General features: G+C 65.8%; 18 protein-coding genes and 1 tRNA gene. All 19 read left to right on the top strand.

The window, feature by feature from the left end; all coding sequences use genetic code 11:
* The first annotated feature begins 114 nt into the window (after positions 1 to 114).
* A tRNA-Met gene (locus FHR90_RS15835) sits at positions 115 to 191 on the top strand.
* 259 nt (positions 192 to 450) lie between these two features.
* The gene (locus FHR90_RS15840) at positions 451 to 1,563 is read left to right on the top strand and encodes an NAD(P)-dependent alcohol dehydrogenase (protein ID WP_176621916.1); all 1,113 of its coding nucleotides are present in this window, start codon (positions 451 to 453) and stop codon (positions 1,561 to 1,563) included.
* A 13-nt stretch (positions 1,564 to 1,576) separates the two neighbouring features.
* Positions 1,577 to 3,097, top strand: a complete 1,521-nt coding sequence (locus FHR90_RS15845; protein ID WP_176621917.1) for a class I adenylate-forming enzyme family protein — start codon at positions 1,577 to 1,579, stop codon at positions 3,095 to 3,097.
* A gap of 9 nt (positions 3,098 to 3,106) precedes the next feature.
* Positions 3,107 to 4,546, top strand: a complete 1,440-nt coding sequence (locus FHR90_RS15850; RefSeq protein WP_176621918.1) for an aldehyde dehydrogenase family protein — start codon at positions 3,107 to 3,109, stop codon at positions 4,544 to 4,546.
* A gap of 31 nt (positions 4,547 to 4,577) precedes the next feature.
* Entirely contained in the window at positions 4,578 to 6,164 is a 1,587-nt protein-coding gene (locus tag FHR90_RS15855; RefSeq protein WP_176621919.1) for a carboxyl transferase domain-containing protein, read from the top strand.
* On the top strand, positions 6,164 to 7,156 hold the full coding sequence (gene bioB, locus FHR90_RS15860) for a biotin synthase BioB (protein WP_176621920.1): 993 nt from the start codon (positions 6,164 to 6,166) through the stop codon (positions 7,154 to 7,156). Before FHR90_RS15855 ends, bioB begins: the two co-directional genes overlap by 1 nt.
* The gene (locus tag FHR90_RS15865) at positions 7,153 to 9,009 is read left to right on the top strand and encodes an acetyl-CoA carboxylase biotin carboxylase subunit (protein WP_176621921.1); all 1,857 of its coding nucleotides are present in this window, start codon (positions 7,153 to 7,155) and stop codon (positions 9,007 to 9,009) included. Before bioB ends, FHR90_RS15865 begins: the two co-directional genes overlap by 4 nt.
* A gap of 1 nt (position 9,010) precedes the next feature.
* A complete protein-coding gene (locus tag FHR90_RS15870; protein ID WP_176621922.1) occupies positions 9,011 to 9,463 on the top strand; it encodes a MaoC family dehydratase in 453 nt (150 codons plus the stop codon).
* The gene (locus FHR90_RS15875; protein WP_176621923.1) at positions 9,460 to 10,308 is read left to right on the top strand and encodes an HpcH/HpaI aldolase/citrate lyase family protein; all 849 of its coding nucleotides are present in this window, start codon (positions 9,460 to 9,462) and stop codon (positions 10,306 to 10,308) included. Before FHR90_RS15870 ends, FHR90_RS15875 begins: the two co-directional genes overlap by 4 nt.
* Before the next feature lies 1 nt (position 10,309).
* On the top strand, positions 10,310 to 11,020 hold the full coding sequence (locus FHR90_RS15880; RefSeq protein WP_176621924.1) for a CoA transferase subunit A: 711 nt from the start codon (positions 10,310 to 10,312) through the stop codon (positions 11,018 to 11,020).
* Entirely contained in the window at positions 11,017 to 11,688 is a 672-nt protein-coding gene (locus tag FHR90_RS15885; RefSeq protein ID WP_176621925.1) for a 3-oxoacid CoA-transferase subunit B, read from the top strand. The genes FHR90_RS15880 and FHR90_RS15885 overlap by 4 nt, the downstream gene beginning before the upstream one ends.
* A 111-nt stretch (positions 11,689 to 11,799) precedes the next feature.
* The gene (locus tag FHR90_RS15890) at positions 11,800 to 12,795 is read left to right on the top strand and encodes a DUF7064 domain-containing protein (RefSeq protein WP_176621926.1); all 996 of its coding nucleotides are present in this window, start codon (positions 11,800 to 11,802) and stop codon (positions 12,793 to 12,795) included.
* Between the two features lie 5 nt (positions 12,796 to 12,800).
* A complete protein-coding gene (locus FHR90_RS15895; RefSeq protein ID WP_183275531.1) occupies positions 12,801 to 13,535 on the top strand; it encodes an HAD family hydrolase in 735 nt (244 codons plus the stop codon).
* Between the two features lie 89 nt (positions 13,536 to 13,624).
* Positions 13,625 to 14,041, top strand: coding sequence for a PEP-utilizing enzyme (locus FHR90_RS15900; RefSeq protein WP_176621928.1), 417 nt, complete (start codon positions 13,625 to 13,627; stop codon positions 14,039 to 14,041).
* A gap of 27 nt (positions 14,042 to 14,068) precedes the next feature.
* Positions 14,069 to 15,478, top strand: a complete 1,410-nt coding sequence (locus FHR90_RS15905; RefSeq protein ID WP_176621929.1) for a hypothetical protein — start codon at positions 14,069 to 14,071, stop codon at positions 15,476 to 15,478.
* Between the two features lie 3 nt (positions 15,479 to 15,481).
* Positions 15,482 to 16,084 carry a hypothetical protein gene (locus FHR90_RS15910; RefSeq protein WP_176621930.1) on the top strand — a complete coding sequence of 201 codons (603 nt, stop codon included), beginning with the start codon at positions 15,482 to 15,484 and terminating at the stop codon, positions 16,082 to 16,084.
* A 16-nt stretch (positions 16,085 to 16,100) separates the two neighbouring features.
* Entirely contained in the window at positions 16,101 to 18,539 is a 2,439-nt protein-coding gene (locus FHR90_RS15915) for a pyruvate, phosphate dikinase (RefSeq protein ID WP_183275532.1), read from the top strand.
* 55 nt (positions 18,540 to 18,594) lie between these two features.
* Positions 18,595 to 20,895, top strand: coding sequence for a helix-turn-helix domain-containing protein (locus tag FHR90_RS15920; protein ID WP_176624821.1), 2,301 nt, complete (start codon positions 18,595 to 18,597; stop codon positions 20,893 to 20,895).
* Positions 20,888 to 21,069: thiolase family protein (locus FHR90_RS15925; RefSeq protein WP_456305522.1), on the top strand; the 182-nt coding region annotated here is incomplete at its 3' end. The genes FHR90_RS15920 and FHR90_RS15925, both read left to right, overlap by 8 nt.

A 21,069-nucleotide genomic window follows, 5' to 3' on the forward strand; every position in this document is an offset into this window, starting at 1 on the left:
TCTCGAACTCGGACGTGAAAACCTCCAGCGCCCATGATACTGCGGCTCAAGCCGCGGGAAAGTCGGTCGCCGCCAGGTCTTCAAGAACAGATGAAACCAAAACCAATACATTGGCGCGGGGTGGAGCAGCCCGGTAGCTCGTCAGGCTCATAACCTGAAGGTCACAGGTTCAAATCCTGTCCCCGCAACCATCTCAAATCGCGTCGCGAACGCATCACGAACCCCAGACCCAACACGGGCTGGGGTCGTCGAGCGTTCAGACGGGACATACCGGCTGCGATGACGGTTCTTGAACGTCGAGCTTTCCCGAGGCGGATAAAAACTCACGGCATTTGTATCTCCGAAATCCATTTGTCCCCATTTTGGCCGGTCATAAATTGCCATCCAACGGCCGGACCTGGGTAATCCGGGGACATTCATAACGGCCGACGGAATGGAGGATGCGGTCCGATGGGCCTCATGGATGCTGCGGTCGTCCGCGAAAAGGGTGGCCATTTCGTCATCGAAAAAGTGAGGATCGAGGAGCCTCGTGAGGACGAGGTTCTGGTCCGCATCGCCGGTGTCGGGATGTGCCACACGGATCTGGTGGTGCGGGACCAGTATTTTCCGACACCGCTGCCGGCAATTCTTGGCCACGAGGGCGCGGGGGTTGTCACCAAGGTCGGCAGCAAGGTCACCAAGGTTGCGGTTGGCGATCATGTGGTGCTGTCATTCGCGAGCTGCGGCAAGTGTGCCAACTGCCTGAGCGGCAAGCCCGGCTATTGCCCGGAGCTCTACGCGCGCAACTTCAGCGGCGGCCGGCCAGACGGCTCTTCGCCCTGCTGCGATGCCCATGGGCAAGCGCTCAGCGCGTGCTTCTTCTCGCAGTCGTCGTTCGGGCAGTTAGCCATGGCCACCGAGCGCAACGTGGTGCGTATCCCGAAAGACGTTCCTGTCGAGATCATGGGTCCGCTCGGATGCGGCATCCAGACCGGGGCGGGCGCGGTGATGAACGCGCTCAAGCCGGAGGCCGGCTCGTCGATCGCCATCTTCGGTGCCGGCTCGGTCGGACTGTCGGCGGTGATGGCGGCTCGCGTGGTCGGCTGTGCGACGATCGTCGTGGTCGATCTCAACGACGACCGTCTTGCGCTGGCCAAGGAACTCGGCGCGACGCACACGATCAATGGCGGCAAGGGCGACACCGTCGCGGCGATCCAGGAGGTGACCGGAGGAGAGGGGGTTCAGTACTCCCTCGAATGCACCGGGCTGCCGAAGGTCGTCCGCCAGGCGGTCGATGCCCTGCGCCTGACCGGCGTGTGCGGAACGATCGGTGTGGCGCCGCTCGGCACCGAGGTCGCCCTCGACATGAATACGATCCTGTTCGGTCGCACGGTGCGCGGCATCATCGAGGGTGACAGCGTCCCCGACATCTTCATTCCGCGCCTAGTGGCGCTCTGGCAGCAGGGCCGTTTTCCGTTCGACAAACTGATCCGCAAATACAAGCTTTCCGAGATCGACACGGCGGCGCATGAGTCGGAGATTGGCGCGGTCCTCAAAGCGGTGCTCATTCCGGATCCGGTGTGAGGCGGCGACGGCCATGTCCGCAGCATGCCTCGCGCATCTGACCGTTGCCGCCGCGTCGCGCTGGGGTTCGCGTGTCGCGTTGCGCATTCCCGGACAGTCGGATGCGACCTACGACAGCATCGACGCCGCTGTGGCGCGCATCGCGGGTGGGCTTCGCGCCCTGGGCGTACACCGCGGTGATCGCGTGGTGATCCACCTGCCGAATGGCCTCGAATGGATCATCGCCTATCACGCGACGGTCCGCCTGGGCGCCGTGGTGATCCCGGCCAATATTCTGCTGTCGGCTGCCGAAGTCACCTACATGGTCGAGGATGCCGAGCCGGTGGTCCTGATCGTCACGGCCGAGCGCCGCGACAGTTTCCGCGGCCTCCCGATCAGGGTGGTGACATGCGGTGCGGCGGCGGACGCCATCCTCTTCGACGATCTGATGAGCGCGGACGCCGTTGGTCCCGAGGCGCTCGGTTCGGACGATCTGTTGGCGATCGGCTATACCTCGGGCACGACGGGACGCCCGAAGGGCGCGGTTCTGACCCATGGCAACGTCTATGCCAGCCTTGCCGCCACGGCGACGATGCACGGGCGCAATGAGCGCGACGTCGTGCTGTCGTCGCTGCCGTTTCCGCATGTCTACGGCAACATCGTTATGAATGCGATGTTTCTTGCCGGCACGAGGCTGATCACCACCGCGCGGTTCGACGCGGGCGAGGCGTTGCGTCTGATCGGCAAGCACAAGGTGACGCTCTTCGAGGGCGTGCCGACGATGTATTTCCAGATGCTGGCGCATGATGCGATTGGCCAGGCCGAGCTCGGCAGCCTCACGCGCTGTACGGTGGGCGGTCAGACGATCCCACGCGCCAAGCTCGAGCAGGTCGTCGCGCGCTTCGGCTGCGACATGCTCGAGCTGTGGGGCATGACGGAAGTCGCCGGCCCGGCCGTGACCCACTCGCCGTTCTGGCCGCCGCATCTCGGATCGATCGGCCTCGCCGTCCCAGGTACCGAGATTCGGATAGCCGATCTTGCCGATCCGACCATCGACGTTCCGGTCGGGCAGAGCGGCGAGCTGATGGTGCGTGGTGCACAGGTGATGCGCGGCTACTGGAAGCGCGAGGAGGCAACCGCCGAGGCGATCGACGCGAATGGCTGGCTGGCGACGGGCGACATCGCGGTCAAGGACAAGGATGGTTACTACACAATCATCGATCGCAAGAAGGATCTCATCATCACCGCCGGCTACAACATCTATCCGATCGAGATCGAGCAGGTCATCGCCACCCATCCGGCGGTGGTGATGGTCGCCGTCGCCGGGATCGAGGATATCGAGAAGGGCGAGCTGGCCGTCGCCTTCATCGTCAGGCGCGACGGCAGCGATGCCAGCGAGGCGGACATCATCGCCTACTGCAAGGAGCACCTCGCGGCTTACAAGGCGCCTCGCAGGGTGGTGTTCCTCGACGATCTCCCCAAGACCAGCTCGGGCAAGATCCTGCGCCGCGCCCTGCGCGAAACCTACCGTCAGAACGAAACAATAAGCGACTGAGGGGCCGTCATGACCACCGACTTCTTCTCCGATTTCACTATGACCGTCGACGGCAGGGCGGTGACGTCCGCCGAGACCATTCAGACCGTCAATCCCGCCACCGAGGCGTTCATCGCCGATGTTCCCGACGCGTCACGCGAACAGCTCGATGCCGCCGTCGCGTCTGCGAAGCGCGCCTTCCGCAGCTGGTGGCAGCGTCCGCTCGCCGAACGCCAGGCCTATGTCTCGAAGATTGGCGACGCGATCGAGGCCCATGCCGAGGCGTTCAAACGCTTGCTGACCCTCGAACAGGGCAAGGCGCGACAGGGCGCGGAATGGGAGATCGGCGGTTCGATCATCTGGTGCCGTGAGATCGCCAAGCAGAGTCTGCCTGCTCACGTCTCAGAGAACACGCCAGAGCGCACCGTCGAGACCCGCAACGTGCCGCTCGGCGTCATCGGTGCGATCACGCCGTGGAATTTTCCGGTGCTGCTGGCGATCTGGAAGATCGCGCCCGCCCTCGTCGCCGGCAACACGATGGTGCTCAAGCCGTCGCCCTATACGCCACTCTGCACGCTCAAACTCGGCGAGATCCTGCGCGACGTGCTGCCGCCCGGCGTGCTCAACGTCGTCTCCGGCGGCAACGATCTCGGTGCGTGGATCACCGCGCATCCCGACATCAGCAAGATCAGCTTCACCGGCTCGACCGCGACGGGTCGCCGGATCATGGCGGCGGCCTCCGGCAACCTCAAGCGCATCACGCTCGAACTGGGCGGCAACGATCCGGCCATCGTGCTGCCGGACGTCGACGTCAAGGAGACCGCGCAGAAGCTGTTCTGGGCGGCCTTCCAGAACAGCGCGCAGTTCTGCGTCGCCGCCAAGCGCATGTATATTCACGAGGCGATCTATGACGATCTCGCCGCCGAGCTCGTGAAATACGCCCGCACCGTCAAGGTCGGCGATGGCTCGCAGCAGGGGGTGGATCTGGGTCCGATCCAGAACCGCATGCAGTTCGACAAGCTGCGCGAGCTGCTCGCCGATGCGAAGGCATCGGGTGCGAAGTTCCTCCTCGGTGGCGAGATCAAGGCGGAGCGAGGTTATTTCGTACCGGTGACGATCGTCGACAATCCGGCTGAGGACAGCCGCGTGGTGGTCGAGGAGGCGTTCGGGCCGGTATTGCCACTGCTGAAGTTCAACGACGTCGAGGACGTCATCGAGCGCGCCAACCAGACCGAATACGGGCTTGCCGCCTCGGTCTGGGGCAAGGACATCGACGCCGCGCAGGCGATCGCGGAACGCATCGAGGCCGGCACCGTCTGGATCAACGAGATCCACACCTTCTCGCCGCATGTCACCTTCGGCGGGCACAAGCAGTCGGGGATGGGGATCGAGAACGCGCTCGACGGGCTCGCCGAATATACCAACCTGCAGACCATCGTCACGAACAGGGCCCCGCAGCCGGCCGCCTGACGGCTTCACCTCTCGACGAACGGATCAGAGCGTGCAGACTTCGATAGACCCGGCGGCGGCGTCGTTCCAGACCAATGCCGCCTATAACGACAGGCTCGCGCAGGACCTGCGCGGACGCGTGGCCCGGGTGTCGCTCGGCGGCCCCGAGAAACATCGCCGGCGTCATACCTCGCGCGGGAAGCTGCTGCCGCGTGACCGCGTGCGTCGGCTGCTCGATGCGCTGTCTCCGTTCCTCGAGATCGGGGCGCTGGCGGCGGACGGGATGTATGACGGAGAGGCGCCCGGTGCGGGCGTCATCGCCGGGATCGGCCGCATCCATGGCCGCGCGTGCATGATCGTCGCCAACGATTCCACCGTCAAAGGGGGCGCCTACTACCCGATGACGGTCAAGAAGCATCTCCGCGCCCAGGAGATCGCACGCGAGAACCGGTTGCCCTGCATCTACCTCGTCGATTCAGCCGGCGCGAATCTACCGTTCCAGGCCGAAGTGTTTCCCGATCGCGAGCATTTCGGACGCATCTTCTACAACCAGGCGCAGATGTCGGCGCAGGGGATCGCCCAGATCGCCTGCGTGATGGGCAGCTGCACCGCTGGCGGCGCCTACGTGCCGGCGATGTCGGACGAGAGCGTGATCGTGCGCGGGCAGGGGACGATCTTTCTCGCCGGGCCGCCGCTGGTGAAGGCGGCGACGGGCGAGGTGGTCAGCGCCGAGGAACTGGGCGGCGCGGAAACGCACGGACGCCGTTCCGGTGTCGTCGACCACATCGCCGAGAATGATCTCCATGCTCTGCAGATCGTGCGCGACATCGTCGCCACCCTCCCGCTTCCCTCCGGCTCCGGCACCGAGATCCTGCCACCGCTGCCGCCGAGATACGATCCCGCCGATCTTTACGGCATCGTGCCGACCGATGTGCGCGCGCCCTATGATGTGCGCGAGGTCATCATGCGGATCGTCGACGACTCCGCGATGCACGAGTTCAAGCCGGCCTATGGCACCACGCTGGTGTGTGGCTTCGCGCGGCTCTGGGGCATGCCGGTCGCGGTCCTAGCCAATAACGGCGTGCTGTTTTCCGAGGCCGCCCTCAAGGGAGCGCATTTCATCGAGCTGGCCTGCCAGCGCGGCATTCCGCTGCTGTTCCTGCAGAACATCTCCGGCTTCATGGTCGGGCGCAAATACGAGGCGGAAGGCATCGCCAAGAACGGCGCGAAGCTGGTCACCGCGGTCGCCACTGCCAACGTGCCGAAGATCACCGTGCTGATCGGCGGCAGTTTCGGCGCCGGCAATTACGGCATGTGCGGCCGTGCCTACCAGCCGCGTTTCCTGTTCACCTGGCCCAATGCGCGGATCTCGGTGATGGGGGGCGAGCAGGCGGCCTCGGTGCTCGCCTCTGTGCATCGCGACGCCGACAGCTGGACGCGCGAGCAGATGGAGGCGTTCAAGGAGCCGGTGCGCCAGCGCTACGAGGAGCAGGGTAACCCCTATTACGCCAGCGCGCGGCTTTGGGACGACGGAGTGATCGACCCGGCTCAGACCCGAGACGTGCTCGGTCTGGCCTTCTCGGTGACGCTCGATGCGCCGATGCCGGAGCGTGCCCAATTCGGCGTGTTCAGGATGTGATGATGGACGATCTCAAGCAACATATCGTGTCCGTCTTCGAGCGCCCGTTTCTCGATCTCGTCGCCGGGGCGCATGAGGTGCATCGCCGCCATCACTGCGCCAACGAGATCGAGCTCGCCACCCTGCTGTCGATCAAGACCGGCGGCTGCGCCGAGGATTGCGGCTACTGCAGCCAGTCGGCGGCGCACCGGACCGGGCTTGCCGCCTCGCGGCTGATGGATGTGGAGCGCGTGGTCGAGGCGGCGCGCGCGGCGCGCGATGCGGGGTCGGGGCGCTTCTGCATGGGGGCTGCGTGGCGCTCGATGAAGCAGCGCGACATGCCCGTGCTGACCGAGATGATCCGCCGCGTCTCCGAGCTCGGCCTGGAGACCTGCGTGACACTCGGCATGCTCGAGGACGGACAGGCGGAGGCGCTCGCCGAGGCCGGGCTCGACTACTACAACCACAACATCGACACCAGCGCGGAGCATTATACCCGCGTGGTCTCGACGCGCTGTTTCGACGATCGCCTCGACACGCTGGCGAAGGCGCGCGGCGCCGGCATCCGGCTGTGCTGCGGCGGCATCCTCGGCATGGGCGAAAGCCGCGAGGACCGGGTGAGCTTCCTGCACACGCTCGCCTCGCTGCCGAGCCCGCCGGAAAGCGTGCCGCTCAACATGCTGGTGCCGGTCGCCGGCACGCCGATCGGCGATGCGCAGATCCGCGGCGAGACGCGGCGGATCGACGATCTGGAGTTCGTGCGCACCGTGGCGGTCGCACGGATCGTGATGCCGCGCTCCACGATCCGCTTGTCGGCCGGGCGCGAGAGCATGTCCGACAGCACTCAGGCGCTGTGTTTCCTGGCCGGTGCGAACTCGATCTTCACCGGAAGCCGGCTGCTGACGGCGGCAAATTCCGGCGCGGAGCGCGATGCCGGTCTGATGAACGCCCTCGGACTGCGTGCGGCCCGTCCGCGACCTCGGGTCTCGGCTGTCGAAAGGGTTGAAGCGTGATCGAGAGTGTCCTGATCGCCAATCGCGGCGAGATCGCCCGGCGGATCATCCGCGCGGCGCGGCGGCTGGGGATCCGCACCGTGGCGGTGCATTCCGATGCCGATTCGGCGATGCCGTTCGTGCGCGAGGCGGATGTCGCCGAGCGGATTGGCCCGGCACCGGCGCGGGAGAGCTATCTGCGTGCCGATGTGCTGATCGAGGTCGCGCGGCGGCACGGGACGCAGGCCATCCATCCCGGCTACGGCTTCCTGTCGGAGAACGCCGAGTTTGCCGAGGCGGTGGCCGCCGCCGGTCTGGTCTGGATCGGCGCGCCGCCGGCAGCGATCCGCGCCATGGGTCTGAAGGATGCCGCCAAGGCGCGGATGATCGAGGCCGGCGTGCCGGTCACGCCCGGCTATCTCGGCGAGGACCAGAGCGTCGCGCGGCTGGCGGCCGAGGCCGAGGCGGTCGGGTTTCCGGTGCTGATCAAGGCAGTGGCGGGTGGCGGCGGCAAGGGCATGCGCCGGGTCGACACCGCGGACGAGTTCGACGCCGCCCTCGAGAGCTGCCGGCGCGAGGCCAAGGCCTCGTTCGGCGACGATCGCGTGTTGATCGAGAAATACATCCTATCGCCGCGCCATATCGAGGTCCAGGTGTTCGGCGACACGCACGGCAATGTCGTTCATCTGTTCGAGCGCGACTGCTCGCTGCAGCGTCGCCACCAGAAGGTGATCGAGGAGGCGTCGGCGCCCGGCATGGAGCCCGCGACGCGCCAGGCGATCTGCGAGGCGGCGGTGCGCGCGGCCCGTGCGGTCGACTATGTCGGCGCCGGCACCATCGAATTCATCGCCGACGGCTCCGACGGCCTGCGTGCGGACCGCATCTGGTTCATGGAGATGAACACCCGCCTGCAGGTCGAGCATCCGGTGACGGAATCGATCACCGGCCAGGATCTGGTCGAATGGCAGTTCCGCATCGCCTCGGGCGAGATGCTGCCGCGACGCCAGGAAGAGCTGTCGATCGATGGGTGGGCGATGGAGGCGCGACTCTATGCCGAGAACCCGGCCACCGGCTTCCTGCCCTCGATCGGCAGGCTGGAGCATCTGGTGCTGCCGGGCGACATTCGCGTCGACAGCGGCGTGGAGGCGGGGTGCGAGATCTCCTCCTACTACGACCCGATGATCGCCAAGCTGATCGTCCATGAGCGTACCCGCCAGGCGGCCTGCGCGGCACTCGCCGCGGCCTCGCGCGAGGTCGAGGTCTGGCCGGTGCGGACGAATGCCGGCTTCCTCGCCCGGGTCTGCGCGCAGCCGGATTTCGTCGCAGGGCGTGTCGATACCGGTTTCATCGAGCGCCATGCCGAGACGCTGATCCCGTCATCGGAGCCCGACGATGCGGTGCTGCAGAAGGCCGCAGCCTCCCTGCTGCCGCCGCCCGGGGCGGGCGTGTGGTCGGCGCTGCAGGGCTTCCGTCTCGCCGCGCCAGACGACCGTGTCGTCGAGGTGGTGGTCGACGACCATCCGCATCTGGTGACGCTGGGCGCGGTCGAGCCGGCGCCGCCTGCGGTGCGCGGCGTGGTGTTCGTCGACGGGCAGGCCTGGTCGTGCAGGGCGCCCGATGCGTCGGCGATCGCCTCCGAGCAGGAGGGTGGCGACGGTGCGGTGGCCGCCCCGATGCCCGGACAGATCATCCATGTCGCGGTCGAGGCTGGTGCGACGGTGCGCAAGGGCCAGAAGGTCGTCGTGCTGGAAGCGATGAAGATGGAGCTGACGGTCGCGGCACCCTTCGACGGCACGATCGCCGAGCTCGCCGCGACGCAGGGTGCGCTGGTCAGCGAGGGGACGATCCTGATGCGTGTCGAGAAGGCGGCCTGAGATGAGCGGACGCTTCTTCCAGGACTGGGCCGTCGGCGACGAGATCATCCATCCGATCCGACGCACCGTCACAGAGACCGACAACCTGCTGTTCTCGACCATGACCCACAACCCGCAGCCGCTGCATCTCGACCTCGAGGCGGCGACAGCCAGCGAGTTCGGCCGGATCCTCGTCAACGGGACCTTCACCTTCGCGCTGATGGTGGGGCTGTCGGTCGGCGAGACGACGCTCGGCACGCTGATCGCCAATCTCGGCTACGACAAGCTGGTGATGCCGAAGCCGGTGTTCATCGGCGACACGCTGCATTGTCGCACGCGGGTCAGCGAGACGCGCGAGAGCCGCTCGCGCCCGGGCTGCGGCATCGTGACGTTCGCGCATGCGCTGCTCAACCAGCGCGGCGAGACCGTCTGCGAATGTCTGCGCTCCGCCCTCCTCCAGGGACGACCGTCATGAGGCTGCGCTCCCTGCTGTTCGTCCCGGGCGACCGGCCAGACCGCATGGCCAAGGCGCTCGACACCGGCGCCGACGCGCTGGTGCTCGACCTCGAGGACTCGGTCGCCCTTGGCGCGAAGGCCGGTGCGCGTGTGGCGGTCGCCGATTTCGTCCGCCACTCGGCCGATCTGCGCGTGCCGCTGTTCGTCCGCGTCAACCCGCTCGGCGGCGACGAGATCGCGGCCGATATCGCCGCCCTCGCCGGGGTGCCTTACGCCGCCCTGGTGCTACCCAAGGCGGAAGGACGGCGCAGTATCGAGGCGCTGATCGGCCTGCTCGGGGATGCGACGCGCGACGTGCGCGTGCTGCCGATCGCGACCGAGACGCCGGCCGCGATCTTCGAGCTCGGCTCCTATCGCGAGGTCGGTGCGCATCTGGTCGGGCTGAGCTGGGGCGCGGAGGACCTGCCGGCGGCCGTGGGGGCCGCCACTAGCCGGACCGACGACGGCGCCTATACAGCACCCTACGAGCTCGCCCGTAGCCTGACCCTGTTCGCGGCCCATGCCGCCGGCGTGTGCGCGATCGACACCGTCTATCCGTCGATCCGCGACCTCGACGGGCTGCGCGCCTATGCGGCCCGTGCGCGGCGCGACGGTTTCACCGGCATGCTGGCAATCCATCCGACCCAGGTCGGCATCATCAACGATGCCTTCACGCCCAACGCCGACGACATCGCGAAGGCCCGCGCCGTGGTCGCGGCCTTCGCCGCACGGCCGGGTGCGGGCGCGCTGCAGCTCGACGGCAAGATGATCGACGCGCCCCATCTGAAGCAGGCCACGCGCCTGCTCGAACTCATCGAGGAGTGACATGCGCAAGCTCTATCCAGACGCAGAAGAGGCGCTGAGCGGTCTGCTGGTCGACGGCATGGTGATCGCCAGCGGCGGGTTCGGCCTGTGCGGCATCCCCGAGCGCCTGCTGCGGGCGATCGAGATGTCCGGCGTGCGGGACCTCACCTTCGTGTCGAACAATGCCGGCATCGACAACGAGGGCATCGGCCGGCTCCTGCGCACGCGGCAGGTGCGGCGGATGATCTCGTCCTATGTCGGCGAGAACAAGGAATTCGAGCGGCAGTATCTCGCCGGCGAGCTGGAGGTCGAGTTCTGCCCGCAGGGCACACTCGCCGAGCGACTGCGCGCCGGCGGTGCGGGCATTCCCGGCTTCTACACCCGCACCGGCGTCGGCACGCAGGTCGCCGAAGGCAAGGAAGTACGGAGCTTCGACGGCGAGGACTACATTCTCGAGCGCGGTATCCGCGCCGACCTATCGATCGTCAAGGCGTGGAAGGCCGATCAGACCGGCAATCTGGTGTTCCGCAAGACGGCGCGCAATTTCAATCCGCCGGCGGCGACCGCCGGCCGTGTCTGCGTCGCCGAGGTCGAGGAGGTGGTCGAGACAGGATCGCTGGACCCGGACGGGATCCACCTGCCCGGCATCTACGTCCAGCGTATGATCGTCGGTGCGCCCTACGACAAGAAGATCGAACAGCGCACCACGCGTGCGCGGGAGTTGCAGGCATGAACGGCAAGGTCGGCTGGTCGCGCGACCAGATGGCGGCACGCGCCGCAAGCGAGTTGGGCGACGGGTTCTACGTCAATCTCGGCATCGGGATTCCCACGCTCGTCGCCAATCATGTCCCCCCAGGCGTGCAGGTCACGCTGCAGTCGGAGAACGGCATGCTCGGCATCGGCCCGTTTCCCTGGGCAGGGGAAGAGGATGCCGACCTCATCAACGCCGGCAAGCAGACCGTCTCCGAGCTGCCCGATACGAGCTATTTCTCGTCCTCTGACAGTTTCGCGATGATCCGCGGCGGCCATATCGACCTGGCGGTGCTCGGCGCGCTTGAGGTGGCCGAGAACGGCGATCTGGCGAACTGGACGGTGCCGGGCAAGATGGTCAAGGGCATGGGCGGCGCGATGGACCTCGTCGCCGGTGTCAAGCGCATCATCGTGTTGATGGAGCACAGCTCCCGCGACGGCTCGGCGAAGTTCGTTCCGCACTGCACGCTGCCGCTGACTGGGCTGAATGTGGTGGACATGATCGTCACCGATCTGTGCGTGTTTTCCCGCCCGGATCGGACGTCGGTGTTCCGCCTGACCGAACTCGCGCCCGGCGTGAGGTTCGAGGACGTCGCCGGGCGCACCACCGCCCGCTTCGAAGCCGGCGAACTGGCAGTGGAGACCCTCTGAATCGGATAAAATCCCGCCTGCTTTATGTCGGCCTTCGCCATAGGTATTGTGGGTTCGTCTCGGTAATGTGAACAAAAGGTCGGAAAACGGCCAACGACAAGGAGTGAGGAAATGATCCTGGATTCCGACGCGGAATTCCACGCCCCGGATGCAGACAAGCTGAACTGGGCGGAGACGAACTATTTCGGCTTCTACAATGCCGAGCAGACGCTGAACGTCGGGGTCTACACCCTGTTCAGAACGAACCTCCGTACGGTCAATTCGACCATCTGCATCAACTCCGGCTTCTCGCCGACGCCCTGGCAGGCCGACTATGTCGACTACCAGTCCGTCCTGCCGATGCGCCGCGACGAGAGCCTCGTCGACTACAGCCTGCCGAACGGTCTGTCGGTGCGCTGCCTCGAGCCGAACATGGTCTGGAAGATCGATTTCGACGATGGCGAGGGTGCCCTGATCGACGTGACCTACCGCTCGATCATGCCGGCCTTCGACATCCACGACCCCGAGATGGATCCGATGGTCGGCAACCATGCCGGAAAGTTCGCTTGGGGCACGGCCTATAACGGGCATTTCGACCAGACCGGGCATTTCGTCGGCCGGGTCAATGTCCGCGGCCGCGAAGTGCCGATCGACTGCATCTCGACCATGGATCACAGCTGGGGCCCGCGCCCGGAGCGCGGTGCGCCCAACATGAGCTGGCTGCATGCGCATTTCTCCAAGGATCTTGCGATCCACGCAATCTTCAGCTTCGACCCGGCCGGCAACGGCACCGAACTGTCGCTGACGCATGGCTATGTCGTCGAGAAGGGGCAGGTGTTCGGGCTGAAGGCTGGCACCGGACGCACCGTGCGCAAGTCGGACCGTTTCGCCAGCACCGTCGAGCTGGAACTGACCGACAAGACCGGTCGCGTCTGGCGTCTGCAAGCGCGGGGTCTGACGGCGTTTCCCTGGCAGTGCTGGGCCAACATGGTCGCCTTCAACGTGCTGGCGCGCTGGGAGATGAACGGGCTCGTCGGCTATGGCGAGATCCAGGATTTTTTCGAGCTTCCGCAACTGACCCGACTGAACGCCAGCCAGACCACGCGCGTGGCCTCGATCGCGGCCTGACCGCGATGCGCGCCCTTCGTGCGCTGCTGTTCGACCTCGATGGCACGCTCGTGCAGACGCGCGAGTCGAGCTGGGTCCTGTTCGAACGGATCGGTCGCAAGCACGGCCTCAAATCGGTCTCGCGGGAGGGGTACTACCGGCTCTTCCAGGGCAATTTCTACGAAGCCCTCGCAAAGGCGATCGGAGATGCGGAACTGACACGTGCGGTCACCGCCGACTTCCTCGACGTGCTGACGCACGAGTACCGCCCGCTGATGGTGCCGGGAATGACGGATGTGGTGCGCCAGCTTGCCGATCGATGCGTGCTGGCCATCATCTCGTCCAACGCGGTCGCGGTAATCTCGCGAATCGTACGCGATGCCGGTATCGAAACCTGTATCGCACATGTTTTTGGCGGTGATGTCGCGCCTGACAAGCGCGTGGCGATCCGCTCCTTTCTGGCCGACCCGTCCTACGCCACGATCAGGGCGTGCGACGCGGTCTATCGAGAGGAAGCCCCGGTTGGTTTCGCCCCGGAAGAGGTCGCCCTGGTGACCGACACGACCGGCGACATCGCCCACGCGAAGGAGTGTGGCATTCGAACGGTGGCAGTGACCTGGGGTATGCACGACCGACGATCGCTGGATGCGGCTTTGCCGGATCTGATCGTCGACTGGCCGCAGGAGATCGTCGCCTACGCGTCAGGATCGGCTTCCAGATATCGTGCCTATATCCCGGACGGCCTCAAGCCGGTCGGCTGACTTTGCTATCGGTGCCGGCACCTTTTCGCCGGTACCAGATGAACTCAACAGAAGAGACCCAAGGTCTTCGTTGCAAGGGAACGTTCCACATGACTGTCATCGCACAAGGTTATAACGGCTTCGAGACAAAGAAGGCGCCCGAGGGCACCGTTCTCTACCTGCCGAACCCGCAATCGGTGCTGACCTTGCTGCGCAGCGGCAAGCTCAAGGAGCACATCCTGCTTGTCCAGGGCGGCACCACCACCTTCCTCTCCCCCGCGCTGTCGATGGGCGCGATCGGCGTGATCACGCTCTCCGGTGCGCCAGAATCGCATCTCGGCATCCTGTCGCGCGAGTTCCAGATGCCGTGCGTGATGACCGCCCATCTGCTCGACAGCGACAGCCGCTACGTGACGGGCGGCAACAACGACGCCCATTTCCAGAGCTTCATCTCGCGTCTGGAGGGTAAGAAGGTTCGCCTCGACTGCTCGGACGCAGACGTCGCCAAGGTGATCGAAATCGCCTGAATAAAAAGATATCAAGGGAAGACGACCATGAATGCTTTCAGGAAGCGTTACGAAGCCAATGATGACGGGCTCCGGTTCCAGGACCTGTCATATTACGGCAACTTCAAGGACATGGAGCCGGTCCGCGACGGGATCATAGGCGACCGCGTGATGCGCAGCCGTGCCAAGAGCAAGGTGCTGGAGAAGGTCTCCCGCGAGGAGGTGCTCAAGGACCAGTTCACGCTCGACGAGCTCAACGATCTCAACAACTACCTCGCCTGGAATATCTGGGACGTGCTGGTGATGCGAGCCACCGAGGGTGTGTCGGGCATGATTCCCCGCCAGGAATACGAGATCCTGGCGTTCATGAACGAGTTCTACCGCTGGCCTGAAATTCTGCGCATGACCACCAACGAGATCGGTGCGGCCGGCGTCATGGAGATCGGCGCCTCCGCCAAGCGTCAGATCGGCGTGAAGATCAATGCCGTGCACGACTGGTGCATCGGCGCCGTCGGCTTCGGCATGGGACGCTGCGGCCTGCTCGCGCTGGAAGCCATCAAGCCGCAGGACTATGTCGAGGAAAGCAACGAGATCCTCAAGTTCATGCAGCGCGTGCTGTGGGGCAAGCGGCAGGACGGCTACATCCTCAATTCCCAGGACCGCTATCGCTGTGCGATCCACGACAAGGACTTCATCGAGAGTCTCGCCACCCAGGTCGAGTATTTCGAGCCCGGCAGCGAGAAGGCGGAAGCCTTCACCCGCTTCAACGCCTCTGCCGAGCTGCTGGCGTTCCTCGACCATTTCGACAACCGCCTTGGCCTTGGTGATACCGGCCCCTACGAGCTGCCCGACGGCAAGCTGATGATCATCCGCGACCTGTTCGTCAACGAAGGCGCTTATCACTGGAGCGACGTGTGCGACGCAGCCGGCGTGCCGCACTGCTACACGCTGCTGCTGGTCGTCGACCCCGACTCGATGAAGCTCGACGAGATCCGCGTCAACGACATCTCCACGACCTTCACCCGCCCGAAGAACTACGTCGAGCATATCGTCGGCGGCGCGGTCTTCGTCCGCGAGACCTGGGACACGCCGATGTCGGACGTCCATCAGGTCAAGATCGACGATCTGGGCGAACGTCTCGACGGGATCCGTCAGGCCACCGTGGGGCTGTATGGCAAGATGGCACGTATGTCGCGTCGTCAGCTGATCACCGCCGGGATGTATACCTACTACGTCGGCATGATCATGCCGCATCTGCGGGCCGCAGGCACCTATGACAAGGCCTGCACCGACTACGATTTCTGGGAATGGGACGAGCGCGTCTCCGGCTACTACTACGATATCGGCAAACGCGGCTTCGCGCAGCAGGTCGTTCCGCAGAAAATCTTCTCTGGCGAAGGCTATCTGCCATTCCCTGATGGGACCGATTTGCGTCGATCGAAGTATTTCTGGAGCTGAGCCATGAGCGACACCCACATCCAGGCCGGCGCCGGGATCGTCGACGACGCGACGTTTGACGTCCTGAATGCCATCTACCTGCACAAGATGTCGACGGCGCAGCACATTGCGGAGGTCGTCGAACAGAGCGTGGACGACGTTCTGGCCACGCTGCATCGCGAAGAGGCCGACACGTCGGTCTGCGATGTGGGACCGGGCTGGCTTCTCGAAACAGCCGGCACCGCCAAGGTTCTGGCGTTCTACCGCGAGAAATACGCCGGCCTGCGCGCGGATGGTGACATCATTCACTGGTACGAGAAGTTCGAAAGCACGCTGAACCAGCAGTTCATCAAGGCGGTCAGCGAATGGCAGACCTCCGAGGGCGACGGCAAGGCGCAGGAGAAGATGGTCAGGCTGGTCGACCGCATGATCCGTCATCTCGGCCAGGTGACCGACCGTATCCCGCGCTACCGCTTCTATGCCGAGCGGTTCCAGCGCGCGATGGCCAAGGCAGATCGCGGCGAGAGCCAGTTCGTCTGCAAGCCGACCGTCGATTCGATGCACAACATCTGGTTCGAGTTCCACGAGGATATCCTCGCCGTGGTCGGACGCCCCCGCGATGTCTGAGACCGGAGACCTCATCGTGACTGATTTCGTATTCGACATCGAGGATCTCGATCCCGCCGCGACATCGCTCTTTGGCGGCAAGGCGACAGGCCTCGCGCGGATGGTCAGGGCGGGTATCCCCGTTCCCCCGGCCTTCGCAATCAGCACCGATGCGTATCGGGCCTTCCAGTCGTCGGGGCAGAAGCTGCCCGACGGGTTGGCCGGCCAGCTCGAGGCCGCCATCGCGCGGCTCGGCGACAAGGCCGGCCGGCCGTTCGGCGGCGATGGTCGCGAGATCGACCCTCTGCTGGTCTCCGTCAGGTCGGGTGCGAAGATCTCCATGCCGGGGATGATGGACACCATCCTCAATCTCGGCCACACCGCGACCTCCGCGACCCACGCCATCGCGCGCGGTGCCAGCCGGGCGTTCGTCGTCGACAGTTTCGTGCGCTTCTGGAAGATGTATCTCGAGATCGTCCACGGTCTCGATGGCGAGGAGTTCCTCGAACATCTGCAGACCGCGCGCGCTGCCGCCGAGCAAGAGGGTGGTGATCTCGCCGCCCTCGAGGCCGAGATCGTGGCGTTCGCGACTGAACAGGGCGAGGTCGTGCCGGTCGATCCGCGTGCCCAGCTCGACGAGGCGATCGCCGCCGTATTCCAGTCCTGGAACAGCCCGCGCGCGAAGGCCTATCGCGAGCATCAGGGCATTGCGCACGATCTCGGCACTGCGGTGACGATCCAGTGCATGGCGTTCGGCAACGCCGAGGGCGATTCGGGCTCCGGCGTGGCTTTCTCGCGCGATCCGAACACGGGTGAACCGGTGCTCTACGGCGAATACCTGCAGGGCCGCCAGGGCGAGGACATCGTGGCCGGCACACGCACGCCGGTCGATCTCGCCCGTGACGACCAGGGTCATGCCGAACTCCGCGACGCCCTCGACCACCATTCGAAAACCCTCGAATCGCTCTACAAGGATGCGGTCGATATCGAGTTCACCCTTGAATCCGGACGCCTGTACCTCCTTCAGGTCCGTCCTGCGAAGCGGACCGCGGCTGCGGCGGTCCGGATCGCCGCCGACCTCGTGAACGAGGGCCTGATCGGTCCCGGCGAGGCCCTCGGCCGCGTGAGCGCCGATCAACTCAAGCGCCTGCTGCGACCCGTGTTCGTGCCCGAGCAGGTCGAGGCCTGCAAGGCGGTGGCGGTGGCGGTCGGGTCCTCGCCCGGGCACGCGACCGGAGCCGCCGTGCTCGATTCCGATCGCGCCGCCGAACGCGCCGCCACCGGCGAACCGGTGATCCTGGTGCGTCCGACGACCAGCCCGCTCGACATCCGCGGCATGCTGGCGGCGAACGGCATCCTGACCGCCCGCGGCGGCGCGCTCAGCCACGCGGCCGTGGTCTCGCGCGCCCTCGACCGTCCCTGCGTCGTCGGCTGCGAGAACCTGCTCGTCGACGAGGAGATGCGCAGCTTCGTCCTCGGCGGCAAGACATTCTCCGAGGGTGACTACATCTCCATCGACGGTGCGACGGGCCAGGTCTACGACTGCAGGATCGAACTGTCGGCGCCGGAGGATGCCTCCGAAAGTCTCGAAAACCTGCTGCACCGTGCCGATACGGTCGCGCAGAGCGAAGTCTGGACATCCGGCGGCGGTGGCAGCTCGGTTCCGGGGGTCGCGGTCGTCAGCCTGTTCGACGTCGCGCTCGGCGAGCGCCTGCTCGACGACCTCATCGAGGGCGTCACCCTGATCGGTCAGGGCAAGGACGCCAACGGTCGCAAGCTCTGCGAGACGGCGGAGGCGATCGGCAAGGCGCTGCTGGCCCGTCATCCCGACATCGTGCCGCTGCATGTGCGTCTGCCGCAGCCGGGATCAACCCGGGCCCGCTTCCTGGTGCCGAACTGGCCGGAGCTCGACCAGCGACTGTTCCTGCCGATGGGCAACCCGGTCCTCAACAAGGCCTTTCTGCGCGGACTCGATGCGGCCTGCACGAAAGCCGACCGCCGGCTCACGGTCCTGCTGGGCGGCGTCACCGATTTCGCCGAATGGTTCGCCTTCGAGGAAATCGCCGGCCCGCTCGCAACGCTGAGCACCGGGATCGTGGTGCAGAACCCCGCCGGATTGGAAGTGGCTGACCGGATCGCCACGGCCGGAGGTGTGGTCTGGACGGATTTCGATGAGATCGTGAATGCGTCGAGCGGCCTGCCGCAGCGCGCCTACCTGTCTGACGCGACCTTGGTCGACTATGTCGAGCACGGCGCGCTCTCGGTCAATCCGCGTCGCAAGCTGCGGGCTTTTCTCGAGCCGCTGTTCGGCGCTGCGATCCGCACCGAGGGCTTCGTCGGCTGCCTGTTCAGCTCCGATTTCGAGCCCGAACTGCTGCAGCAACTTCATCGCATCGGCTTTCGCCGGTTCAGTGTGCCTGCAAGCCGTCGCCCGCTGGCCCGTCTGCTGCTTGGACAGGTTCCGCCACAGGGATAGTCTTCGACTGCGCAAGGAGACAGAACGTCCCGGCGGCACTCGGGAGGACGAGGAGATGAAAAGCGGACAGATCATGCGGATCGCGTCCTCGAACACGCCATCGCGCGACGATGACGCCATCCGGCTCGACGCGCTGGCGGCCGGCATCCGGTCGCTGCGCGACTGCGTGGTCGAGGGTGGCGACGAGATCTGGCAAAAGGTCGAGGACCGGCTCGGGCAGATGCTGTCCTGCGGCGTCGAACTGATCGTCAACACCGCCGGACGCTGGATCTCTTGGCGGGACCTGCGCCAGCCGGAAACGGGGTCACATGCCGTCCACCTGCTCGACGAGCTTCATGCAGGGGGTCCGTATGCGGGCCGGGTGCTGATGATCCGGGAAGGCAGCATCCTCGCCCTGCTCGATCGCCCGCTGCGTCTGGATAGCGATATCGCGCAGGTTGTCTGCGGCGCCGTTGATCTCGCCTTGGCCTTCAGCGACGGCCGCGAAACCCTGCTGAGGGTCACGGAAGAGCTCGATGTCATGCGCGTGCTGGCAGGCCAGATCCTGCAGGCCTCCGATCCAGACGAGGTGCTCCTGCGCGTCACCCACGAAACCCGACGTCTGCTCGGCTCGGATATCTGCGGCGCGATGATGCGCGAGGGCGAGGACGTCGTCATGCGGTGCTGCGTGGGGCATTTCTCGGCCGACACCGCGAAGCTACGCATGGGAGCCGGCGTCGGCGTTGCCGGTCTGGTGCTTGCCGAGGGCAAGCCCTGCATCGTGCCAGACTACGTCCACAGCCGCGAGATCACTTCCACCTTTGTGCCGCTGGCGCGCAAGGAAAAAGTGCGCTCCGCCCTCGCCGTGCCGATCGTGCGCCGCGATGCCGTGATCGGCGTGCTCGAGGTCTGGCGCCGTCGCCCGTCGAAATTCAGCCAGGCCGATACCGACCTGCTCAGGTCGCTGGCCGATCTGGTCTCGATCGCCATCGACAATGCCGAGCTGAACGCTTCGCGCGAGCGCGCGGTCACCGAACTCAACGCGGCGCACCGCGACCTCGCCGAGCGGTTCGAAAATGTCTCGCAGATCGCCGATTTCCACGATAAGGTCGCGCGGCTGCTGCTCGACGAGGATCCGCTGTCGTCGATTTCGCGCATGACCGCCGAGACGACCGACGGCTCCCTGATCATTCTCAACCACTCCCTTGGTCTGGAAGCTGCCTGTGTGGGCGAGGGGCTGTCGGAGGCGGACGCCCTCACGCTGATCCGGAAGACGATCCGCCGATCGGACCAGGTGAGGGACGAGACAGCGATCCTGCAGGTCGACGGGCGCCATATCGCCCTGCATCAGATCGGCACACTCGCCGAGCCGGTCGGCTGGGTCGGTTGGATCGGTGCGGTCCGTCCGGCAGAGATGCTGCGGCTGGTGCTGGGCTATGTCGCGGTGGCGAGCGCGCTGCATCTGCTCGAGCGCCGGCGGATCGGCCGCGAGCGCAGCAAGACCCTCGAAGGCATCCTGTGGGATCTGCTCGAGGGACCGCGTCTGGCCCGCGCCGCCGCGATCGACCGCGCCCGTGAGCTGCATATCTCGCTGAAGGGCCAGTGCCGTCTCGTGGTGATCTCGTTCGGCAATCTGCGCACGCCATCGGGCGCCGACTGGTCGAGCGGGGTGTTTCACGACGATCTTCTCGATCGCCTGCGGCTGTCCGAACTCGGCCGTCTCGCTCAGCTCGTGGGCATCCGCGGCACCCAGGCCCGCGTGATCTGCAAGCCGGTCGAGATCGACAGGCTGCTCGGCGCCATTTCCGGCAGTCTCGCCGGTCTGTCCGGCAGCACGCCCGGGCTCGAGCTCAGTGTCGGCGTCAGCGGCGTCTGCGACGAGATGCTGTCGTTGCCCGCCTCGCTGCGCGAGGCGCTGGTATCGCTCGAGGTCGCCCAGCATCGCCCGCGCGCGAGGATCGCCTGCTATGACGAGCTCGGCGTGCTCGGCCTGCTAATCAACCTGCGCGAACGCGCGGACCTGCGTCGTGTCAGCGGACATATCCTCGGCGCGCTGCTGCAGGAAACCGATCAGTCACGGCAGACGCTGCTCGGCACCCTGCGGGTGTTCTTCCAGGCCGATTGCTCCCAGGCGGAGACGGCATCGCGCCTGCGCGTCCACATCAAGACGATCGCCTATCGCCTGTCCAAGATCGGCAAGCTGACCGGTCTGGACCTCTCCCGCCACAGCGACCGGGTGCTGGCGGACGTCGCCATCAAGCTGCTGAGTCTGATGGACATGGACGGACCCTCCGGCAATGCGCAAGACACGTCCGTATCGGACCGCTTCGCAGCGAACGGACCTTTCGAAAACAGAAAGCTTCATGACCATGTCTGACATCGTCCTGTGTGAACCGGTGCGCACTGCGATCGGGTCCTATAACGGCACGCTGAAGGGCGTGGCTGCGACGGAGCTCGGTTCGGTTGTGGTGTGCGAGACGCTGCGCCGCGCGGGTCTCGATGGGGCGAAGCTCGACACGGTGGTGATGGGCAATGTCGTGCAGGCGGGCAA

This window comes from Endobacter medicaginis (assembly GCF_014192375.1).
Taxonomy (GTDB): Bacteria; Pseudomonadota; Alphaproteobacteria; order Acetobacterales; family Acetobacteraceae; genus Endobacter; species Endobacter medicaginis.

Coding starts and splice junctions, on each gene's coding strand:
- FHR90_RS15880 (WP_176621924.1), top strand. CDS start 10,310: ATGCGCAAGCTCTATCCAGACGCAGAAGAGGCGCTGAGCGGTCTGCTG.
- FHR90_RS15920 (WP_176624821.1), top strand. CDS start 18,595: ATGAAAAGCGGACAGATCATGCGGATCGCGTCCTCGAACACGCCATCG.
- FHR90_RS15850 (WP_176621918.1), top strand. CDS start 3,107: ATGACCACCGACTTCTTCTCCGATTTCACTATGACCGTCGACGGCAGG.
- FHR90_RS15905 (WP_176621929.1), top strand. CDS start 14,069: ATGAATGCTTTCAGGAAGCGTTACGAAGCCAATGATGACGGGCTCCGG.
- FHR90_RS15885 (WP_176621925.1), top strand. CDS start 11,017: ATGAACGGCAAGGTCGGCTGGTCGCGCGACCAGATGGCGGCACGCGCC.
- FHR90_RS15890 (WP_176621926.1), top strand. CDS start 11,800: ATGATCCTGGATTCCGACGCGGAATTCCACGCCCCGGATGCAGACAAG.
- FHR90_RS15840 (WP_176621916.1), top strand. CDS start 451: ATGGGCCTCATGGATGCTGCGGTCGTCCGCGAAAAGGGTGGCCATTTC.
- FHR90_RS15895 (WP_183275531.1), top strand. CDS start 12,801: ATGCGCGCCCTTCGTGCGCTGCTGTTCGACCTCGATGGCACGCTCGTG.
- FHR90_RS15870 (WP_176621922.1), top strand. CDS start 9,011: ATGAGCGGACGCTTCTTCCAGGACTGGGCCGTCGGCGACGAGATCATC.
- FHR90_RS15910 (WP_176621930.1), top strand. CDS start 15,482: ATGAGCGACACCCACATCCAGGCCGGCGCCGGGATCGTCGACGACGCG.
- FHR90_RS15900 (WP_176621928.1), top strand. CDS start 13,625: ATGACTGTCATCGCACAAGGTTATAACGGCTTCGAGACAAAGAAGGCG.
- bioB (WP_176621920.1), top strand. CDS start 6,164: ATGATGGACGATCTCAAGCAACATATCGTGTCCGTCTTCGAGCGCCCG.
- FHR90_RS15875 (WP_176621923.1), top strand. CDS start 9,460: ATGAGGCTGCGCTCCCTGCTGTTCGTCCCGGGCGACCGGCCAGACCGC.
- FHR90_RS15845 (WP_176621917.1), top strand. CDS start 1,577: ATGTCCGCAGCATGCCTCGCGCATCTGACCGTTGCCGCCGCGTCGCGC.